This is a genomic window from Enterococcus sp. 125944 (assembly GCF_051909435.1).
Classification (GTDB): Bacteria; Bacillota; Bacilli; order Lactobacillales; family Enterococcaceae; genus Enterococcus_D; species Enterococcus_D gallinarum.
In genome coordinates this window covers 31,183-49,696 of the sequence record NZ_JBQASY010000021.1, presented here as the reverse complement: position 1 = coordinate 49,696, position 18,514 = coordinate 31,183, and the positions used below count along the sequence as shown (strand labels likewise).

The 18,514-nt window shown below is 42.9% G+C and carries 14 protein-coding genes and 1 pseudogene; all 15 read left to right on the top strand.

Annotation, left to right across the window (positions count from 1 at the left end; translation table 11 throughout):
* The first annotated feature begins 13 nt into the window (after positions 1–13).
* The 15 genes and pseudogenes from ACTFWY_RS15240 to ACTFWY_RS15170 all read left to right on the top strand — a co-directional run bounded on the left by ACTFWY_RS15240 (position 14) and on the right by ACTFWY_RS15170 (position 18,312).
* Positions 14–1,981 (top strand): glucose PTS transporter subunit IIA, encoded by a 1,968-nt coding sequence (locus ACTFWY_RS15240; protein ID WP_409534297.1) that lies wholly within the window; start codon positions 14–16, stop codon positions 1,979–1,981.
* Positions 1,982–2,271: 290 nt separating this feature from the next.
* Positions 2,272–3,252, top strand: coding sequence for an LPXTG cell wall anchor domain-containing protein (locus tag ACTFWY_RS15235; protein WP_409534298.1), 981 nt, complete (start codon positions 2,272–2,274; stop codon positions 3,250–3,252).
* Between the two features lie 279 nt (positions 3,253–3,531).
* On the top strand, positions 3,532–4,221 hold the full coding sequence (locus tag ACTFWY_RS15230) for a TetR/AcrR family transcriptional regulator (RefSeq protein WP_003128144.1): 690 nt from the start codon (positions 3,532–3,534) through the stop codon (positions 4,219–4,221).
* Positions 4,205–5,932 carry an ABC transporter ATP-binding protein gene (locus tag ACTFWY_RS15225; RefSeq protein WP_003128145.1) on the top strand — a complete coding sequence of 576 codons (1,728 nt, stop codon included), beginning with the start codon at positions 4,205–4,207 and terminating at the stop codon, positions 5,930–5,932. The genes ACTFWY_RS15230 and ACTFWY_RS15225 overlap by 17 nt, the downstream gene beginning before the upstream one ends.
* Positions 5,929–7,809: an ABC transporter ATP-binding protein gene (locus tag ACTFWY_RS15220; protein ID WP_029486297.1), complete on the top strand. Its 1,881-nt coding sequence runs from the start codon at positions 5,929–5,931 to the stop codon at positions 7,807–7,809. Before ACTFWY_RS15225 ends, ACTFWY_RS15220 begins: the two co-directional genes overlap by 4 nt.
* 183 nt (positions 7,810–7,992) lie before the next feature.
* Positions 7,993–9,141 carry an acetylornithine transaminase gene (locus ACTFWY_RS15215; protein ID WP_003128147.1) on the top strand — a complete coding sequence of 383 codons (1,149 nt, stop codon included), beginning with the start codon at positions 7,993–7,995 and terminating at the stop codon, positions 9,139–9,141.
* A gap of 82 nt (positions 9,142–9,223) precedes the next feature.
* Complete coding sequence (gene argC / locus ACTFWY_RS15210; RefSeq protein WP_003128149.1) at positions 9,224–10,246, top strand: N-acetyl-gamma-glutamyl-phosphate reductase; 1,023 nt, start codon at positions 9,224–9,226, stop codon at positions 10,244–10,246.
* Positions 10,247–10,290: 44 nt separating this feature from the next.
* Positions 10,291–11,481: a bifunctional glutamate N-acetyltransferase/amino-acid acetyltransferase ArgJ gene (gene argJ / locus ACTFWY_RS15205; protein WP_003128150.1), complete on the top strand. Its 1,191-nt coding sequence runs from the start codon at positions 10,291–10,293 to the stop codon at positions 11,479–11,481.
* A gap of 94 nt (positions 11,482–11,575) precedes the next feature.
* Positions 11,576–12,334, top strand: a complete 759-nt coding sequence (gene argB / locus ACTFWY_RS15200) for an acetylglutamate kinase (RefSeq protein WP_003128151.1) — start codon at positions 11,576–11,578, stop codon at positions 12,332–12,334.
* Positions 12,335–12,524: 190 nt separating this feature from the next.
* Positions 12,525–13,343: a VOC family protein gene (locus ACTFWY_RS15195; RefSeq protein ID WP_003128152.1), complete on the top strand. Its 819-nt coding sequence runs from the start codon at positions 12,525–12,527 to the stop codon at positions 13,341–13,343.
* 122 nt (positions 13,344–13,465) lie between these two features.
* Positions 13,466–14,470, top strand: coding sequence for a serine hydrolase domain-containing protein (locus ACTFWY_RS15190; protein WP_003128153.1), 1,005 nt, complete (start codon positions 13,466–13,468; stop codon positions 14,468–14,470).
* A gap of 48 nt (positions 14,471–14,518) precedes the next feature.
* Positions 14,519–15,472 carry a mannose-6-phosphate isomerase, class I gene (gene manA / locus ACTFWY_RS15185; RefSeq protein ID WP_439926857.1) on the top strand — a complete coding sequence of 318 codons (954 nt, stop codon included), beginning with the start codon at positions 14,519–14,521 and terminating at the stop codon, positions 15,470–15,472.
* Positions 15,473–15,646: 174 nt separating this feature from the next.
* Entirely contained in the window at positions 15,647–16,786 is a 1,140-nt protein-coding gene (locus tag ACTFWY_RS15180) for a cysteine desulfurase family protein (protein WP_279281980.1), read from the top strand.
* Positions 16,787–17,005: 219 nt separating this feature from the next.
* Positions 17,006–17,347, top strand: a complete 342-nt coding sequence (locus tag ACTFWY_RS15175) for a DUF1831 domain-containing protein (RefSeq protein WP_003128156.1) — start codon at positions 17,006–17,008, stop codon at positions 17,345–17,347.
* Positions 17,348–17,706: 359 nt separating this feature from the next.
* Positions 17,707–18,312, top strand: a pseudogene (locus tag ACTFWY_RS15170) (metallophosphoesterase).
* Positions 18,313–18,514: the final 202 nt, after the last annotated feature.

Below are 18,514 nucleotides of genomic sequence, written 5' to 3'. Positions count from 1 at the left end.
GAGGAAAAAATCAATGGCAAAAGAAGAACTGACAGTTACACAACTAGCAGAAAAAATATTTCAAGAATCAGGCGGTATCGAGAATGTTGCCTCTGTCACTCATTGTATGACTCGAGTACGGATGACGGTCCGTGATCACAACAAGGTCAGCAAGCAAGGGTTACAAAACATTCCCGGAGTCTTAGGAGTAGTGGATGATGAACAACTGCAAGTGATCATCGGTCCTGGAAAAGTCAATAAAGTAGCAAATGCCATGGCGGCACAAGCGGGTGTTGATCTAGGGCAAGAAATTCCTGTGGCAGCCACCAGTGGAAAAGAGGCTGTGAATGCGAAAGCAGCAGAAATGAAAGCTGCTCAAAAAGCGAAACAAAAACAATCACCAATCAAGTCATTATTGAAAGATATTTCGAATATTTTTGTCCCAATGATCCCAGCGTTTGTCGGTGCTGGTCTCGTTGCTGGTATTGCTTCTGTTATGACGAACTTGATCACTGCAGGAAAAATCGATGGCGACACGTGGAATTATTATGTCATGATTTTAAATATCTTAAAAAACGGGATGTTTTCTTATTTAGTGATCTTCACAGGTGTCAATGCAGCTCAAGTATTTAAAGCGAACCCAACGCTAGGTGGTGTCATTGGGTCGGTCGTCTTATTGACTGGAATGAATCCAGAAGCCCCAATCACCAACCTCTTTACAGGAGATCCTCTGGCAGCTGGACAAGGAGGGATCATCGGTGTAATCTTTGCAGTCTGGTTGCTGGCTAAACTGGAAACTGTTTTGCACCGAGTGATTCCTGAAGCCATTGATATCATCGTTACCCCAACTTTGTGTTTGTTAGCGATCGGTTTGTCAGAGATCTTTTTGATCATGCCATTAGCTGGGTTTATTTCAGACAGTTTGGTTGGCTCAATCAATTGGGTATTAAATGTCGGCGGCGCATTCTCAGGTTTTGTTCTCGGAGCAACCTTCTTGCCAATGGTCATGTTTGGTCTACATCAAATCTTGACACCGATCCACATTCAAATGATCGAAGCAACTGGCAGCACACAGTTATTGCCAATCTTAGCAATGGCTGGCGCTGGTCAAGTAGGGGCGGCATTAGCCCTATGGATTCGTCTGCGAAAAGATAAAGAACTTTCTGAAATGATCAAAGGCGCTTTGCCAGTAGGGATTTTAGGTATTGGAGAACCATTGATCTACGGTGTAACACTGCCATTAGGCCGACCATTTATTACGGCATGTATCGGAGGCGGAATCGGTGGGGCGGTTATCGGCGCATTGTCGAATATCGGCGCTACCGCCATTGGACCTTCTGGAGTAGCTTTGATTCCGTTGATTGCAAACGGTCATTGGTTAGGCTATGTCTTTGGTTTATTAGCAGGATATGCAGGTGGCTTTGTGGCTACTTACTTCTTTGGGATTCCTAAAGACCGTTTAGCTGCTGTCAATGCTGTTGATGAAGAAGTACCGGTGGCTACTTCAACGACGGCTACAACACCAGCAACGTCTGCAGCACCTGAAACCATTGAACTATATGCAGTTGCTGAAGGAACCGTTCATGCGATTACAGAGTCAAAGGATCCTGTTTTTTCTCAAAAAATGATGGGTGACGGATATTATGTAGCTCCTGCAAATGGAAAAATCTATGCACCAGCTGCAGGAACTGTAACAACGATCTTCCCAACCAAACATGCCATTGGAATCACGACACCAAATGGACTTGAGATTCTGCTGCATATGGGTGTCGATACCGTTGAGCTACAAGGCAAGCCTTTCAATATCCTCGTCCAAGAAGGGCAACAAGTGACTGCCGCTACACAAGTTGCTGAAGTTGATCTGGCAGAATTGGCAGCTAGCAATAAAGCAACTGATATGCTTGTGGTACTCACCAATATGGAACAAGTTATCTCAGAAACCATGACTGCTAAAGGAACAGTCACAAGTGCTAGTCCTGTGATGACTGTACAAGTCAAATAATTAAAAAACAGCTAGATTCGAATGGTACAATTTTTTCTACCCATGTGTCATTCGGTGATTAAGAACGCTTCGTCCCGTACTGCTGAATGATGATCTCGTTAATGCTTCTGTTAATGTGAATCATCTGAAGTGGTTCGGGATTTTTTGTTAGGGAAGAAGCGGAGTGCATCGGAAGACATTGAATATCTTTTAAATTTCTTAAGGAAGTGCCTTTTTACATTGCGAATAATTTACTATTGTGTTACATTCGTGTTACAAAGAAAGTCTGAGAATCCTGAGGAGGTAGAGGAATGAAAAAGAGTATCTGGTTCATGAGCTGTCTATTATTTTTACCAATTACTGCCATTGCAGAGGAAACAACGGACTCATCAGAAACGATTCAATCTACGCAATCAACTGAAGAAATCATTTCGACAGAAGCGACGGTTTCGAATACTGAAATGGAATCAACCGCTGACACTGCACAAAGTAGTGAATCCGTGACGACACAGCCCGAGGATGTGGTAGAAGCCATTGTCGCTCAAACAGGCGTTCAAGCAAGTCCTGAGTCAGAAACCATTACAGAACAAAGTGATTTGCGCTCTGCTTTTACTAGAGGCATCACTGATGGAAGTGTGACAGCTTTCACGCAAGATGAGTTGGATCAATTGACCGATCAGCAATTAAAAGATGCAGAGACACTAGCATTACGATATAGCCAGGATGTGATGGGAATGGATATCGGCTATTTTGCTCGGATCGTTCGTGCTCTTTTTATCGATCATCTCTTATCTTGGGAGAAGATTGAACCGCAGCTAGCCTTTGATCCAAGCAGCTATTCTTCTTTTGCAGCGTTGATTCCAGAACTGGATCGCTTAAAAACATATCTGCAAGTTGTTTACCCAACAAATGGTGTTTATATTTCCCCGGAACAGCCAATTTCAGATGAATGGTTGACATCGATTTTGTCACACTTAGATGAAGAAGTAGCTGCCAGTGGTTCAGAAACATTGTTTCCAGGTCGGATTGGCTGGATCATTTACGCTGTGAATCAAGGTCATTATCTCCCAGCAGCTTCTGAAGTAACGGGGAATACCGAATCTTCTGATACGTCTGCTGCCAACACTTCGTCGGAACAAACAACAACTAGCAAAACAGAAGTAGCTAGTGCTACTTCGGACAGTCGAGCATTGCCAAAAACGGGAGAGACCGTCAATTGGTTTTTGCCAGTCGTTGGAGTCGTTTTGTTAGTCGGAGTAGGCTGTGTCCTGTGGGTTAGAAAGAAAAAATAGACGTTATTTAAAATCGAAAAACGGCTGTTGTGCAGTGGCTTCCTTTTTTAAGGAATAGCCGCTGCTTTTTTTGTTTTCAGAAAAAGACAATGAATCTATTTTCAATGAAATGAAAACACTAAGCGAATTTCCTTTTTATAAAGAAAATGACTTTCATAAAATATTCAAACTTTTTTACTTGCATTCTCTCATGAGGAGTGTATAATGACACAGTGTCATATGACAACCTGTCATAATAATTGTTGTCATTTATCATTTGAACTGAAAGGAGAGATGACGATGCCAACGGATACGTTTTTCCATTTGCCATTAGATAAGCAAAAACGCATTTTAAGCGCTGCTAAGAAAGAATTTTCTCGGGTCCCATTGAAGGATGCTTCGATTGCCAATATCATCAAAGACGCAGAAATCCCTCGGGGAAGTTTTTATCAGTATTTTGAAAATAAGGAAGACTTATACTACTACTATTTTCATACGTTGAAAAAAAACAGTCAGCGGGATTTGATTCGTTCCATTCAACACGAAAAGGGCGATCTGTTTGCTGGCTTTGAATGGTATTTTTCTCGGATGATCGAAGAAGTGTTAGAAGGAAAAAATGCAAAATTTTATCGCAATCTCTTCATGAGTATGGATTATCGTTCTTTGCGAAAAGTGATGCCGGATATCCACAAAAAACCACTCTACGGCTCTCACAAAGAGCATCAAGAAGCGAGACAGAAGTGGGAAGAAGAATTTTTTGCTGAGATCGACAAAGACTTATTACGGGTCAAGGATGATCATGAATTGAAAATGCTCGTCCAACTGTTGATGCACACCGTTTTTTCTACGATTGCTGAAGCATACCGAGAGTTAGCAGAAAATCATGCCTATGATCCTTCGCTAGCAACGACTGATTTCAATAACAAAATCAGCTGGCTAAGAGATGGCGCACAAAAAGAAAGAGGGGAAAAGAATGACAAAGTTGATTAAACGAGTTTCACTCGTTTCGGCACTGATGGCCGTTGCCTTTATGGTTGTACAAGTAATAGCAGATCTCTATTTACCGACATTAACGTCGAATATCATTAATAATGGCGTTGCAACTGGAGACATTGATTATATCTGGCGTACCGGCTTTTTAATGATCGGTTTTTCACTGATCAGTATTCTGGCTGCATTAGGCAATACATTCTTTGCTACTAGAGAATCACAAAAATTGGGGCAAAAATTACGGACAGATATTTATGAAAAAGTAGAAAATTTCTCAGCACGTTCTTTTGATAAATTCGGAACTGCCTCTTTGATCACTCGTACGACTAATGACGTCAACCAAATTCAAATGGTGGCACAAATGTTCTTGCGGATGATGATCAATGCACCGATCACTTTGATCGGAGCAAGCTTCTTGGCCTATCAAAAAGACGCTCAGTTAACCAAAATCTTTTTAGTCGTTATTCCAATTATGATCGTTTTGGTTGGTGGAATCATGTATTTTGCTGTGCCGCTTTTCAAAAGCATGCAGAAAAAAACTGACCGTCTGAATTTGGTCTTCCGTGAAGGATTGACTGGAGTGCGGGTCATTCGAGCTTTCGATAAGACCGGGTATGAAGCCAATCGCTTTGATGAAGCCAATAAAGACTATACCCACACGGCCATCAAAGTAAATACTATCGTGGCACTTATGATGCCTTTGATGACATTGATTATGAGTGGGACCAATATTGCCATCACTTGGTTTGGTGGACATTATATTGCTGAAATGACATTAGAAGTTGGGAATCTGATTGCATTCATGACGTATGCCATGCAAATCTTGATCAGTTTTATGATGCTGTCAATGATTTTTGTGATGGTCCCAAGAGCACAAGCCTCTGCAGATCGGATCAATGAAGTATTAGACGAAGAAGAAGAGATCGTTGATGATAAAGCACCTAAGATGATTCAATTAAAAGGTGATCAAGCCACACTTGCTTTTGATCACGTCAACTATCGTTACCATGGTGCAGAAAAATTAGCGCTGCAAGACATTGATTTTCAAGCAAAATCGGGTGATTTTGTGGCAATCATTGGTGGTACGGGTTCTGGGAAGACGACATTGGTCAATTTGCTGCCTCGGCTCTATGATATCGAATCAGGAGCGATCCGCATCAATGGAGTGAATATCGCTGAAGTAACACAGCATAATTTGCGGGACTCAGTTGGTTTCGTCCCACAAAAAGCGGTTTTATTTACTGGTACGATTCGAGAAAACATGAAATACGGTAGACCAGATGCGACAGATGAAGAAATCTGGAAAGCACTGGAAATCGCACAAGCCAAAGAGTTTGTTTCAGAACTGAGCGAAGGCTTAGACAGTCATGTAGAACAAGGCGGCGGAAATTTCTCCGGCGGCCAACGTCAACGGTTAGCGATCGCTCGGGCATTAGTGAAACAAGCCGATGTGTATGTGTTTGATGATTCTTTCTCAGCGCTGGACTTTAAGACAGATGCACAGCTGCGAGCGGCATTGAAAAAAGACATGAAGAACAGCATTATGGTTGTAGTCGCACAACGGGTAAGTACAGTAATGGATGCAGACACGATCCTTGTCCTTGACGAAGGTCAATTGGTGGGTAAAGGAACCCATGAAGAATTGATGGCCTCAAACCAAACGTATCAAGAAATCGTATCATCTCAATTGAGAGAGGAGGATGTGGCATGAGTGAACGGAAAAACCAAGCACCTCGCGGCGGTGGACCGATGGGTGGCGGTCCAGGGCGCAACATTGGAGCGAAAGGACCAAAAGCAAAAAATTTCTGGGGAACGGTAAAACGACTTTTCGGTTATATGTCGAAACGTTCTATCGCAATCATTTCGGTATTTGTTTTAGCGATTGCCGCCGTAATCTTCCAGATTCAAACACCAAAGATCTTAGGGGAAGCAACAACCGAAATCTTTAAAGGTGTTATGATTGGTGCAGAGCAAATGAAAGCTGGAAAAACTGTCACCGAATTTCCGATCGATTTTGATAAAGTAGGACAAATCATTATGATCGCTATCGGTATGTATGTTATTTCTGCTATTTTCAATTTCTTGCAACAATTCATCATGACCCGTGTATCACAACGGACCGTCTATGAACTGCGTCGTGATTTAGAAGAAAAAATGAATCGCTTGCCGATTTCTTACTATGATACCCATTCAAACGGAGATATCATGTCACGGGCAATCAATGATATGGATAATATCGCCAGCACCCTCCAACAAAACTTGACCCAATTTATTACCAGTTTTGTTACTTTAGTCGGAGTGTTGTGGATGATGCTAACGATTAGCTGGCAGTTAACATTGGTTGCATTAGCAACGGTGCCGCTAAGCTTGATCGTCGTAATGATCGTCGCACCAAAATCACAAAAATTCTTTGCTGCGCAACAAAAGAGCTTGGGATTACTGAATAATCAGGTTGAAGAAACCTATGGCGGCCATACCGTTGTCAAAACCTTTAACCATGAAGCGGCTGATCAAAAAGTATTTGAAGAAGAAAACGATCGTCTGTATAGTGCTGGTTGGAAAGCACAATTCATTTCCGCAATCATTATGCCATTGATGAACTTCATCAAGAACTTGGGCTATGTCTTTGTCGCAGTTCTGGGTGGGATCAAAGTAGCGAATGGGAACATGACTTTGGGGGATGTGCAAGCATTCTTGCAATACACGAACCAATTCTCACAACCGATCACTCAAATTGCTAGTTTATTGAATACGATCCAATCAACTGTTGCATCAGCAGAACGGGTCTTTGAGGTCTTGGATGAAGAAGAAATGTCAGATGAACCTTCTGGATTACCCGTGGAAGAAAGCGACTATAAAGTTCGTTTTGACCATGTTCAATTCGGTTATACACCAGACAACTTATTGATGACCGATTTTAATCTAGACGTCAAAGCTGGGGAAATGGTAGCTATCGTTGGACCTACCGGTGCCGGTAAAACGACATTGATTAATCTGTTGGAACGATTCTATGATGTTTCCGGCGGTAGTATTCGCTACGACGGTCGGGACACAAGAGATCTGACCCGTGATGAGCTTCGTAGCAACATATCAATGGTTCTACAAGATACATGGCTATTTACAGGATCAATCTATGACAATATCCATTACGGCAATGACAAAGCGACGAAAGAACAAGTAATCGAAGCCGCTAAAGCTGCTCACGTGGATGACTTTGTTCGCAAGCTGCCGGACGGATATGATACGGTCCTCAATGAAGAAGCTAGCAATATCTCTCAAGGACAACGACAATTGATTACGATCGCGCGCGCCTTCTTAGCTGATCCAGATGTGTTGATCTTGGATGAAGCAACATCTAGTGTGGATACTCGGACCGAGATTCTCATCCAAAAAGCCATGAACAAATTGTTGGAAAATCGGACAAGTTTTGTCGTTGCTCACCGCTTATCTACCATTCGGGATGCCGACAATATTATTGTGATGAATCATGGTTCGATTGTCGAAACCGGAAACCATGACACATTGATGGCTAAGAATGGTTTTTATGCGGACTTGTATAACAGCCAATTTTCAGAAGATGCGGCCTGATACAAGAAGACAACGATTTTATTCAATCGATTTTTGTGAATATAAACAAGAATGAAGAGAAGCGTTAAGCTTCTCTTTTTTTTTGTTGGAATGAATATTTTCGTTATAAAATAAATAAATATTGCAATTTATTCGCTAAAAATGTATATTAATACATAAATATTCATAGGAGGTCGTTGATGGATGAGTCAGTTGTTTCCCAATTATACACGTTTGCCATTAGAGATTGCTGCAGGAAAGGGCAGCTATGTAACAGATACTCAAGGTCGGAGATATTTAGATTTTACAAGCGGTATTGGGGTCGCCAACCTTGGCTATGGGCAGCCTGAAATCCAGCAGGCAATGCTGCAGCAAGCGGACAAATTATGGCATGCGCCCAACCTCTACACCAATTCGTTACAAGAGACAGTCGCGCAAAAACTAACAAAAGGTCCATATCTTGCCTATTTTTGCAATAGTGGGGCTGAAGCAAATGAAGCAGCCTTAAAACTAGCTCGAAAAGCAACGGGTCGGACAAAGATTTTAACTTTTGAGGGCTCGTTTCACGGACGAACATTTGGTGCCATGACAGCAACGGCTCAAGAAAGCATCCATCAGGATTTTGGTCCGCTCGTACCAGATTTTGAGTATTTGCCCTTCAATGAATTTTCCCCGCTGCAAGCAGCGTTGGATGAGGAAACAGCTGCGGTGATGATGGAACTGGTCCAAGGAGAAGGCGGCGTGATCCCAGCTGAAAAAGAATGGGTCCAAAAGGTGGCCGCGTTATGTCAAGAAGCAGGTGCACTGCTGATCATAGACGAAATTCAAACAGGAATGGGACGCACGGGGAGTTTTTATGCTTTTGAGCAATATGGGATCGAACCTGATATTTTTACATTAGCAAAAGGGTTGGGCAATGGGCTGCCGGTTGGTGCCATGCTAGGAAAAACTGATTTACAGCAGGGGTTTGGCCCTGGAAGTCACGGTTCAACTTTTGGTGGTAATTTGTTAGCGATGGCTGCAGCAAATGCCGTATGTACGGTCCTAACCGATTCCCCTGTGTTAGTAAATGTTGCTGCCAGACATCAGCAGCTTATGGCAGGCTTAACGGATCTGGCACAGATCGTGGCTATTCGAGGGCAGGGCCTAATGATTGGCTTAGAGTTGAAGGATAGCACTGCTCTCCAACAGGCGATGACAGAATTGCGTCAAGCAGGGTTACTGGTGTTGAAAGCTGGAACGAATGTCCTGCGTCTGCTGCCAGCATTGACCATAACGGAAGCAGAAATGGCTGAAGGACTCGCTGTTCTACGTCATGTTTTAGGAACGAAAGAAGAAACCACTGAAAGGTGAGAATGAAGAAAGAAGAGCTGCTTTGGTTGTTGAAAGGTTGTTGAAAAAGAATTTGAGAACAAGTGAAAAAGGGGTGTAGTAAGTGAAAGCAGCAATCGTCGGGTTTACCGGCTATACAGGATTGGAATTGGTTCGTTTGATCCACTTGCATCCTGTCTTGGAGATAGGAACGTTACATAGTCATTCAGTCCAAGAAAATTCAGTCAATGTTTATCCCCATCTGCAGCAACTGGTCAACCAAAGGATTTACCCGTTTGATCCGCTGCAGATTATGCAAGAAAATGAATTGGTCTTTTTTGCGACACCGGCTGGTATTAGCAAAGATTTGGTCTCGCCATTTGTCGAACAAGACTTTCCTGTGATGGATTTATCCGGAGATCTGCGTTTGAAAGAAGCAGGTGTTTATCAGCAATGGTATCAGCAGACGCCAGCTGCGGATCGTTTATTGCATGCTGCAACATATGCATTGCCAGAGTTTCAGACGTCCCACGGAAATTTAATGGCCAATCCAGGCTGCTATGCCACTGCCGCAATTTTAGCCGCTGCGCCTTTAGTCAGAAGAAAATGGTTGGCAGGCATTCCCATTTTTGACGGCAAATCTGGGCTTTCTGGTGCGGGGAAAAAACTGTCAGATACCAGTCATTTTGTGACAATTTCAGAAAATATGCAGACATATAAATTGAATCAGCATCAGCATATCCCAGAAATTGTCCAGCAGTTTCAACAATGGGATCCAGAATTGACGGCCATCCAATTTTCCACTAGTTTGATTCCGGTTAACAGAGGGATCATGATGACCCTTTATGTGCCTGTAGCGCCAGAAAGAACAGCGGAAGATATTTATCAGAGGTATCAAGAAGACTATCAAGAACAACCATTTATTCGCTTGCAGCCGTTAGGAAAGCTGCCAGAACTGCGGCAGGTGACAGGAACCAACTTTTGTGACATTGGGTTGGTCTTAAATCCGATGACCCACATCGTGACAGTCATTGCGGTGATCGATAATTTAGTAAAAGGGGCTGCCGGACAAGCAATCCAGAACGTCAATAAATGGGCTGGGCTGGAGGAAACAGCTGGATTACGACAGATCCCTTGGTATCCTTAACGATACTTGGGAATTCGATTAGTTCAGAATAAGGAGCGTGTAACATGAAAGAAATTATAGGGACAATTGTTTCACCAAAAGGTTTTTATGCAGATGGCATCCATTGTGGGGTGAAAAAAAGAAAAGCCGATCTTGGCTGGTTGTTCTCTGAAGTTCCGGCAAGTGCCGCCGCAGTTTTCACAACCAATCAAGTACAAGCGGCCCCCGTCCTAGTAACAAGAGAACAGTTGAAAACAGGAAAGCTTCGGGGAGTGATCGTGAATTCCGGGAATGCGAATGCTTGTACTGGAGAACAAGGAATAGCAGATGCCAGAGAAATGATCGCTTTGGCTGCAGCACAAGCCGGAGTGGCCTCAGAAGAGGTGGCGGTGGCATCTACGGGAATCATTGGTCGACCACTACCGATGGCAACGATTGCTGCTGGGATTCGTCAATTAAGTCATTCTGGCAGTCCTACCGGATTTCAGAAGGCCATTTTAACGACAGACCTTGTTGAAAAAAATCAAGTGATTCAGACGGAGATTGCGGGCCACACTGTCACCATGGCAGGTTGCGCCAAAGGCTCAGGGATGATTCATCCAAACATGGCGACAATGTTGGCATTCGTCACTACCGATGTCGCTATTGCACCGTCCCTTCTGCAGTCATTGCTGCGAAAACTCACGGAAGTCACTTTTAATCAAATCACAGTAGATGGCGATACCTCCACCAATGACATGGTATTGGTGCTGGCAAATGGGCAAGCGGGCAATCCGCCGATTGAAGAAAATACATTTGCTTATAAGCAATTTCAAAAAATGCTACAGACAGTCTTAACGACATTGGCCAAAGCCATCGCTAAAGACGGTGAAGGAGCGACAAAACTGATTGAAGCTGAAACAAAAGGGGCTCCCACCGACTTAGCTGCCCGCATGATCAGTAAAACGATCGTAGGTTCACCACTCGTGAAAACAGCAATCTATGGAAAAGACCCCAATTGGGGCCGGATCCTTTGTGCAATTGGGTATAGCGGACAAAGAATCGATCCTGCCAATGTGGCGATCGAATTAGCGGCGATCCCGGTTTTTGCAGGAGGATCCCCCCTTGACTACGATGAAACACTGATGGAAGAACGCTTGACAGCCTCAGAAGTAAAAATCAATGTCATTTTACAAGAAGGGGCCGGTCGCGGGAAAGCTTGGGGCTGTGATCTTACGTATGATTATGTCAAAATCAATGCACTCTATCATACGTAATGCCTATCTCATGGAGGTATCAAACGAATAGAATCGGAATCATTGGCTGTAAGAATCAAAAAATCGCCACAAGATCCAACAGGAGGAAGAACATATGGAAATCATTGTCATCAAGATGGGTGGTGTTGCTTCAGATAATCTGACCCCCGTTTTTTTTGAACAAGTCGCACAATGGCAAGCTCTAGGAAAGAAAATCGTGATTGTTCATGGTGGCGGCCATTATATCTCGGAAATGCTGCAGAAATTGTCACTGCCGATTCAGATCAAAGAAGGCTTGAGGGTAACGGATGCGCAAACTCTTGAGATCACTCGCATGGTTTTGCTGGGACAAGTCCAGCCAATGATCACGACTTATTTTCAGCAAGCTGGATTTCAGGCAATCGGCTTAAATGCTGGCTGTGATCAGTTGATCCAAGGGGAAATGATCAATCACGCCACACTTGGCTATGTTGGGAAGGCTAAGACTATTAATCAGCAGTTGCTTCAGCTGCTGATCAAAGGCAATCATATACCGATCCTTGCCCCACTTGGGATCACAGCCGAAGGCCAGTGGCTGAATATCAATGCGGACGAAGTCGCTTGTAAAGTTGCCAGCAGTCTGAGAGCAGAACGATTGATTCTGCTGACAGATGTACCGGGAATCAAGAAAGACTCCCAGTGGCTGCAGCAAGTCTCATTGACTGACATAAAAACATTGATCAATGAGAAGGTGATCACTGGCGGGATGTTGCCAAAGTTAGTCAGTGCTAAAAAAGCGCTTATGAGCGGAGTAGCAACTGTCAGTATCACCGACCGATTAGAAAAAAACGGTACTCAGATCAGAAGAATGAAAGAAACAGCCTTCCTTCAATGAATAAAGGTAGATTTAACCACAAAAAAAGAAGTTCAGTGACCTTTTTTGTCGTTAAATCTATTTTTTTGTCAAAAAAAAAATGCTTGATAATGGTAGAATGATAAAGGATTTCATTTGCTAGTATAACGGTTTATCAGTACAATAAGGACAAATGCATAGATAAACGCATACATATATAGGGGGAGAAATAATGACAGATTTTGTATTGGGGAAGAGCACAAAGTTGCGGACAATCGCGATTCGAGTAAAAGATCGGGATAAAGCGATTGCTTTTTATCGTGATGTTCTAGGTTTTGATTTGAAACGGGAAGAAAACGAATTAGCCATTTTGGGTTTCAAAGGTGCAGAAGGTGAAGTCATCTGGCTAGAAGAAAGTCCACGGGCCAATGATCATTTTGGGGAAATCAAAAAAATGCAACGGATCCGCTTGACCGTCGCTTCCTTAGAAGAACTGGCAGCAATTTGTAAAAAAGCGAAAGAACAGTCTGCGACTTTTGAAGAATCTATTTTTGAAGGAAGTCAAATCGCAGTTGTTTTGGCTGATCCTGAAGAAAACCGAATCGAAGTTTTTTACGAAGGCACTCAAGAAACAGATTTGCCAAAAACGCTTGAAGCATTGATCGAAGCTGCACCAAGTGAGGTAGTCCTGTTATCAAGCAAAGCTCGCTTCAACCAAATTCATCTGAATGTCAGTGATGTAGCGAAAGAACGCGACTTTTTGGAAGAGCTGTTAGGTTTGACGACCAAAGAAGCAGATGGTTTCTTACATTTGAATGAAGATGATTTTCAAGTTGGTTTGATCGAAGGCCAAGGCGGAACCATCGATTTACCGACACATGAGGTATTGGGATTGGACTTTTTGAAGATCGCTATTGATAAAGAAGACTTATTGACTTTGGAAGCTCATTTGACTGACAGCAAGCAAGAATTCTTTATTGATAAAAAGAAAAACTTACTGACTACCTACGATACCATCGGGATCGAATGGTGGTTCGTTGCAAATAAATAATGCGATTCACCACTAAGATGCAGAAGAATTTCTCTGGAAATCTCTTCTGTATTTTTTTGTGCAATTAGGGCCTGACTGGTATAATCAAAACAGTTTAGAGGCGCACGAAAGGAGGAACTGGTATGTATCCAGAAACGATTCGGCTAATCGCTGAAAAGCAACAGGAGGGCGTCTTACCGGGAGTTGTTTATCGATTCATCCATGGAGAGCAAATGGAGACTCATTGTTTAGGCTACGCGGCTCGGCAGCCCCAAATAGAATCACTTACGACGGAACACCTATTTGATGTGGCTTCTTTGACGAAAGTGGTTTGTACGACGACGGTGATTCTCAAACTATGGGAACAGGGAGTCCTAGCAATCGATGACCCTCTGGTCCGCTATTTGCCTGCTTTTACTGATCAGAAAGTAACGTTACGACATCTTTTAACCCACACCTCCGATATCCAGACTTGGATTCCTCGCCGCGATCAATTGTCTGCTGAAGAGCTGCGTCACGCGTATCTTCGAGTCCAAAGCGGACCACAGCTTGACAAGCAAGTCCAGTACACGGATACGGGCACGATTCTTCTAGGCTTCATGTTGGAGGAACTTTTTGGCTGTTCTGTCACCGAGATCTTCCAGCAGGAGGTTCTGCAACCGCTAGAAATGACCAACAGTGGGTTTCCTCCTTTGCCGGCAGCAAGCAAGGTAGCAGCCACTCAGCGCCAAGAAGATGGGACTGTTCTGAAAGGAATCACCCATGATCCCAAAGCACGAGTTTTGGGCAAACATGCCGGAAACGCAGGGCTGTTTTCAACCATTGATGATTTGACTCAATTTGTACAAATGATGTTGAAGAAAGGTCAGACAGCGACGCAATCTTTTCTTTCAGCAGATATACTGGAAAGACTATATCTAGACCATACGCCATCTGAAACAGGACATCGCTCAATCGGCTGGGACTTGAAAGGTACGCCTGTACACCTCTATCATACAGGGTATACAGGGACCTTCCTTTTGATTGGTTCTGATGGCAAAGCATTTATTTTTCTTTCGAATCGCGTACATCCAGAGGATCACAGAGACAGCTATCTGAAACATCGGGATCAAATTGTACAAAGTTATTTAAAAGAATCCGTTCGTTGAAGTTTTTCGTGCTATAATATTAGCGAATCAATAGAGAGGGGATCAACTATGGAACCATTATTTATGAAACCTGTTTTTCAAGAAAAAATTTGGGGCGGTAGCCGTTTACATTCTGTTTTCGGTTTTGATCTGCCAAATGATAAGATCGGTGAAGACTGGGCGATCAGTGCACATCCTCATGGTGTCAGCGTGATTGAAAACGGCCCATTTAAAGGGAAGACATTAGCAGACTTATGGCGGGATCACCAAGAATTGTTTGGTCATTCGGAGGCGCCGGTATTTCCTTTGCTGATCAAAATCTTGGATGCAGAAGACGATCTATCTGTGCAAGTGCATCCAGACGATGCGTACGGCATGGAACATGAAGGTGAACTAGGCAAGACAGAATGCTGGTACATCATTGATGCAGAACCTGGGGCAGAGATCATTTATGGCCACCACGCACAAACCAAAGAAGAATTAAAAGCAATGATCGAAGACGGCCGTTGGGATGATCTATTAACGAAAGTTCCTATTAAAAAAGGCGACTTTTTCTATGTGCCAAGCGGAACGATCCATGCAATCGGTAAAGGCATCATGATTTTGGAAACACAACAAAGTTCAGATACCACTTATCGGGTTTATGACTATGATCGGACAGACGATCAAGGCAAGACCAGAGAACTGCATATCCAACAATCTGTTGATGTGACGACTGTGCCCGCTAAAGCACCAGAACTGTCGATTCGTGAAATTAAGCAAGGATCTTCGGCAATCGTGACGTATCTGGAAACCGAATTTTTCAATGTTTATGAATGGGAAGTTCGTGGCAAATTGAATCTGGAACAACAAGCAGACTATACTCTGATGACCGTGATTGACGGATATGGTCAACTTGTGATCGATGGTCATTCCTATGAATTGAAGATGGGAACAAGCTGTATTCTGCCTAATCCAATCAAAAAATGGACATTACAGGGAGAACTGACGGTGATCGCCTCTGAACCTGGTGAGAACGCATAAGTGATTGCTTTTTCTAAAAAAATACATTGAAGAACCAAATCATTCGCAGCAAGCAGAAGAAAACCTGCTTGCTGTTTTTTGCTATTCTTTTAAACTACCGGAAAATCAATCGTTAGGGATAGACGGTTGGTTTAGATTTGTTATAATGGCTTTAATAAAGGATAGGTGAAACGAATGGTTTATTTAGATCATGCAGCAACGACGCCAATGCACCCGGCTGTCATTCGAGCCATGAATGACACAATGACGACATTTTTTGGCAATCCTTCCAGTATCCATAGGTACGGTCGGGATGCCCATACCAAGCTAGAAGAAGCGCGACAAGTAATCGCTGATCAGTTAGGTGTCAAAGCCCACGAGATCATTTTTAATAGTGGCGGAACGGAAAGCGACAACACAGCGATCCTAGGCACCGCGTATGCAAAACAAGCAGTAGGAAAACACATCATTACTACGACGATCGAACATCCAGCAGTCATCGAAAGCATGAAGTTTTTGGAGAAGCAAGGGTTCGAGATCACTTACTTACCTGTCGATAAAAAAGGACAGCTCTTAGCAGAACAAGTAGCAGCGGCACTACGTCCAGATACGATCCTCGTTTCAATAATGTTCGCCAATAATGAAACGGGCAATATTTTGCCGATCCAAGAAATTGGCGAACTGCTAAAAGAACACGCCGCTGTTTTTCATACGGACGCCGTACAAGCTTACGGCAAGCTGCCCATTGATCCCGCTGCGTATGGCATCGATTTGTTGAGTATTTCAGCACATAAGATCAATGGACCTAAAGGCGTTGGTTTCTTGTACAAACGAGACGGCTTGTCACTACCCACTCTCTTACACGGTGGTGAGCAAGAAGAAAAGCGCCGTGCCGGTACAGAAAATTTGGCAGGGATCGTAGGTATGGCAAAAGCTGTTTCCTTGCTGACTCCAGAAGTACAGCGTGCGCACAGTGAGACGTATCAGCAATTTGCTAAGCAAGTTTTTTCTGTTTTGGAAGAGCAAAGGGTTGACTACCGTTTAAATGGAGATCCTGATAGCAAGCTGCCTCACATCATCAATCTGCAATTTCCTGGTGTTACTAGTGATCTACTGTTGATGAAATTGGATCTAAAAGGCATTGCGATCTCGACGGGTTCAGCTTGTACCGCAGGGAACGTGGAACCTTCTCATGTTTTAGAAGCAATGTATGGCAAAGAGCATCCCGCTGTGGGAGAATCTGTGCGGATCAGTTTTGGTCTTGGTAACACAGAAGAAGAGGTCCATAGTTTTGCAGAGTTACTTGCTCGAACCGTTTTAGGAACGAAGAAGTAGTACCCATAGTTTCGTGTTTTTAGAGGAATCGAAGGGGCTGCTCCTAGATAAGCGAAAAGAGTGCAGAAAGCAAAAAAAACTGGCACTCATGTAACCATTCATGATAATCTGAAGAAAGAAATACCGGATAGCAAAGAGACTTTCTCTAGAAAAAAGCACTTGTATTTTTTCTAGAGAAGCTTTTTCGGAAATCAAAACGTCGAACGAGGTGGAAAGCAAATGGCATTTGAAACAACAACAACTGTCTTAGGTGCAGAGACCCGCTACCAATTAGCACCAGAAGCAAAAAAGTATACACTGCGGGACAATGGATTTACTGAAACAAACAGTGGCAATTTCCAACTGATCCGCGGGTTGGAAGCAACTCCGCAAAGTAAAGAAGGCTTTAAATTAAAAATCACCGTCGCAAAGGACATCAAAACGTTTAAGATGTCGATTACGACAGCCAATGGATTGAAAGCAGTCAACATCTTTAAAGACCCGCAACACAAAATGCTGCAAGAAAAATTTTATTTCTTGATGGATGGGTTTATTAGTCGCGGATTATTCATCAAAGCGTAAACCATCGCGAACAAAATGATCCGTTATTTAGGAAAAGCAACCAAAAGATTTTCGTTTCAAAAGTGTATCTGGAAGACAATCATGAACAAATTATTCCGTGGACAATGTTGGATCGTCCACAGTAGCGAGTGTGGAGGCTAGCGCTAATCCACTACGCTAGCGGTTCCACACTATCAATGTGGATGTTATTGTGACTTGTCCCTTGCTCTTTGGCAGAAATGAAATCGTTCGGTTGTTTTTTTGTTACAGTTGAAGGAAAGATCGTGACTTCAATCATGGCTTTTGTTTGCTGTTTTCTTTTTAGGCTAAGCGTATACTGACAGATATGTAAAACATTTACCCTGAGAAAGGAAGAGAAGATGCGCTATTTTACATCAGATACTCATTATTTTCATGAAAAATTATTAGGTTCGAATGATTTTGCCCCACGTCCGTTTGCGTCTGTCTCAGAGATGCATGAAGTCATGGTCGCTAATTGGAATCAGGTGGTTCAAGCACAAGATACGGTCTACCATCTAGGAGATATTGCACTCCATCCCGAACATGAAGTGGGGTTTGCAGAGCTTTTAGCGCTATTAGTACGGCTGCAAGGAAAGATCGCTTTTATCAAAGGCAACCATGATACGCGCGCACTCTTTCGTTATCTAGCAAAGCACGATCCCGGAATTTCCGGAGAGCCGAAGTTTTCTTTTGCGGATGTCGGTCTGTTGTTAAAATTTGATCATCACCAGTATTATTTGAGTCATTATCCGATGCTATTGGGAATGACAAAGAATAGCCGTAACCTTCATGGGCATATCCATCATCATAGTTTGCCTATCGCTGAGAATATCAATGTCGGTGTCGATGCGCCGGAATTAGCATTCCTTCCTCAACCTTAGCCGTTTGGACGACCAATTTCCGAAAACCAATTAGAAAGGATCTTTCAAGCCAAACAAGCAGAAATACACCAAACGTTTCATTGAGAAATAACAAGGAAAACAGTCGGTTAAAGAATTATAGTCATATATCTTTTTAACAATAGTTATAATAGCAAGACAAAATTTCTGCTTCTAGTAAGCTGATCATTGGTCATAGAATGAAAAAATAATCGGTTTCAAGGTTTATCATTTGAAGGATATTTAAGAAATGTGTATGCTTTAAATAGAAAGTAGTAAAGGAGGTTGC

What these genes read in the sequence shown, in the direction of transcription:
- ACTFWY_RS15240 (WP_409534297.1), top strand. Translation starts at nt 14, where the DNA reads ATGGCAAAAGAAGAACTGACAGTTACACAACTAGCAGAAAAAATATTT.
- ACTFWY_RS15235 (WP_409534298.1), top strand. Translation starts at nt 2,272, where the DNA reads ATGAAAAAGAGTATCTGGTTCATGAGCTGTCTATTATTTTTACCAATT.
- ACTFWY_RS15230 (WP_003128144.1), top strand. Translation starts at nt 3,532, where the DNA reads ATGCCAACGGATACGTTTTTCCATTTGCCATTAGATAAGCAAAAACGC.
- ACTFWY_RS15225 (WP_003128145.1), top strand. Translation starts at nt 4,205, where the DNA reads ATGACAAAGTTGATTAAACGAGTTTCACTCGTTTCGGCACTGATGGCC.
- ACTFWY_RS15220 (WP_029486297.1), top strand. Translation starts at nt 5,929, where the DNA reads ATGAGTGAACGGAAAAACCAAGCACCTCGCGGCGGTGGACCGATGGGT.
- ACTFWY_RS15215 (WP_003128147.1), top strand. Translation starts at nt 7,993, where the DNA reads ATGAGTCAGTTGTTTCCCAATTATACACGTTTGCCATTAGAGATTGCT.
- argJ (WP_003128150.1), top strand. Translation starts at nt 10,291, where the DNA reads ATGAAAGAAATTATAGGGACAATTGTTTCACCAAAAGGTTTTTATGCA.
- argB (WP_003128151.1), top strand. Translation starts at nt 11,576, where the DNA reads ATGGAAATCATTGTCATCAAGATGGGTGGTGTTGCTTCAGATAATCTG.
- ACTFWY_RS15195 (WP_003128152.1), top strand. Translation starts at nt 12,525, where the DNA reads ATGACAGATTTTGTATTGGGGAAGAGCACAAAGTTGCGGACAATCGCG.
- ACTFWY_RS15190 (WP_003128153.1), top strand. Translation starts at nt 13,466, where the DNA reads ATGTATCCAGAAACGATTCGGCTAATCGCTGAAAAGCAACAGGAGGGC.
- manA (WP_439926857.1), top strand. Translation starts at nt 14,519, where the DNA reads ATGGAACCATTATTTATGAAACCTGTTTTTCAAGAAAAAATTTGGGGC.
- ACTFWY_RS15180 (WP_279281980.1), top strand. Translation starts at nt 15,647, where the DNA reads ATGGTTTATTTAGATCATGCAGCAACGACGCCAATGCACCCGGCTGTC.
- ACTFWY_RS15175 (WP_003128156.1), top strand. Translation starts at nt 17,006, where the DNA reads ATGGCATTTGAAACAACAACAACTGTCTTAGGTGCAGAGACCCGCTAC.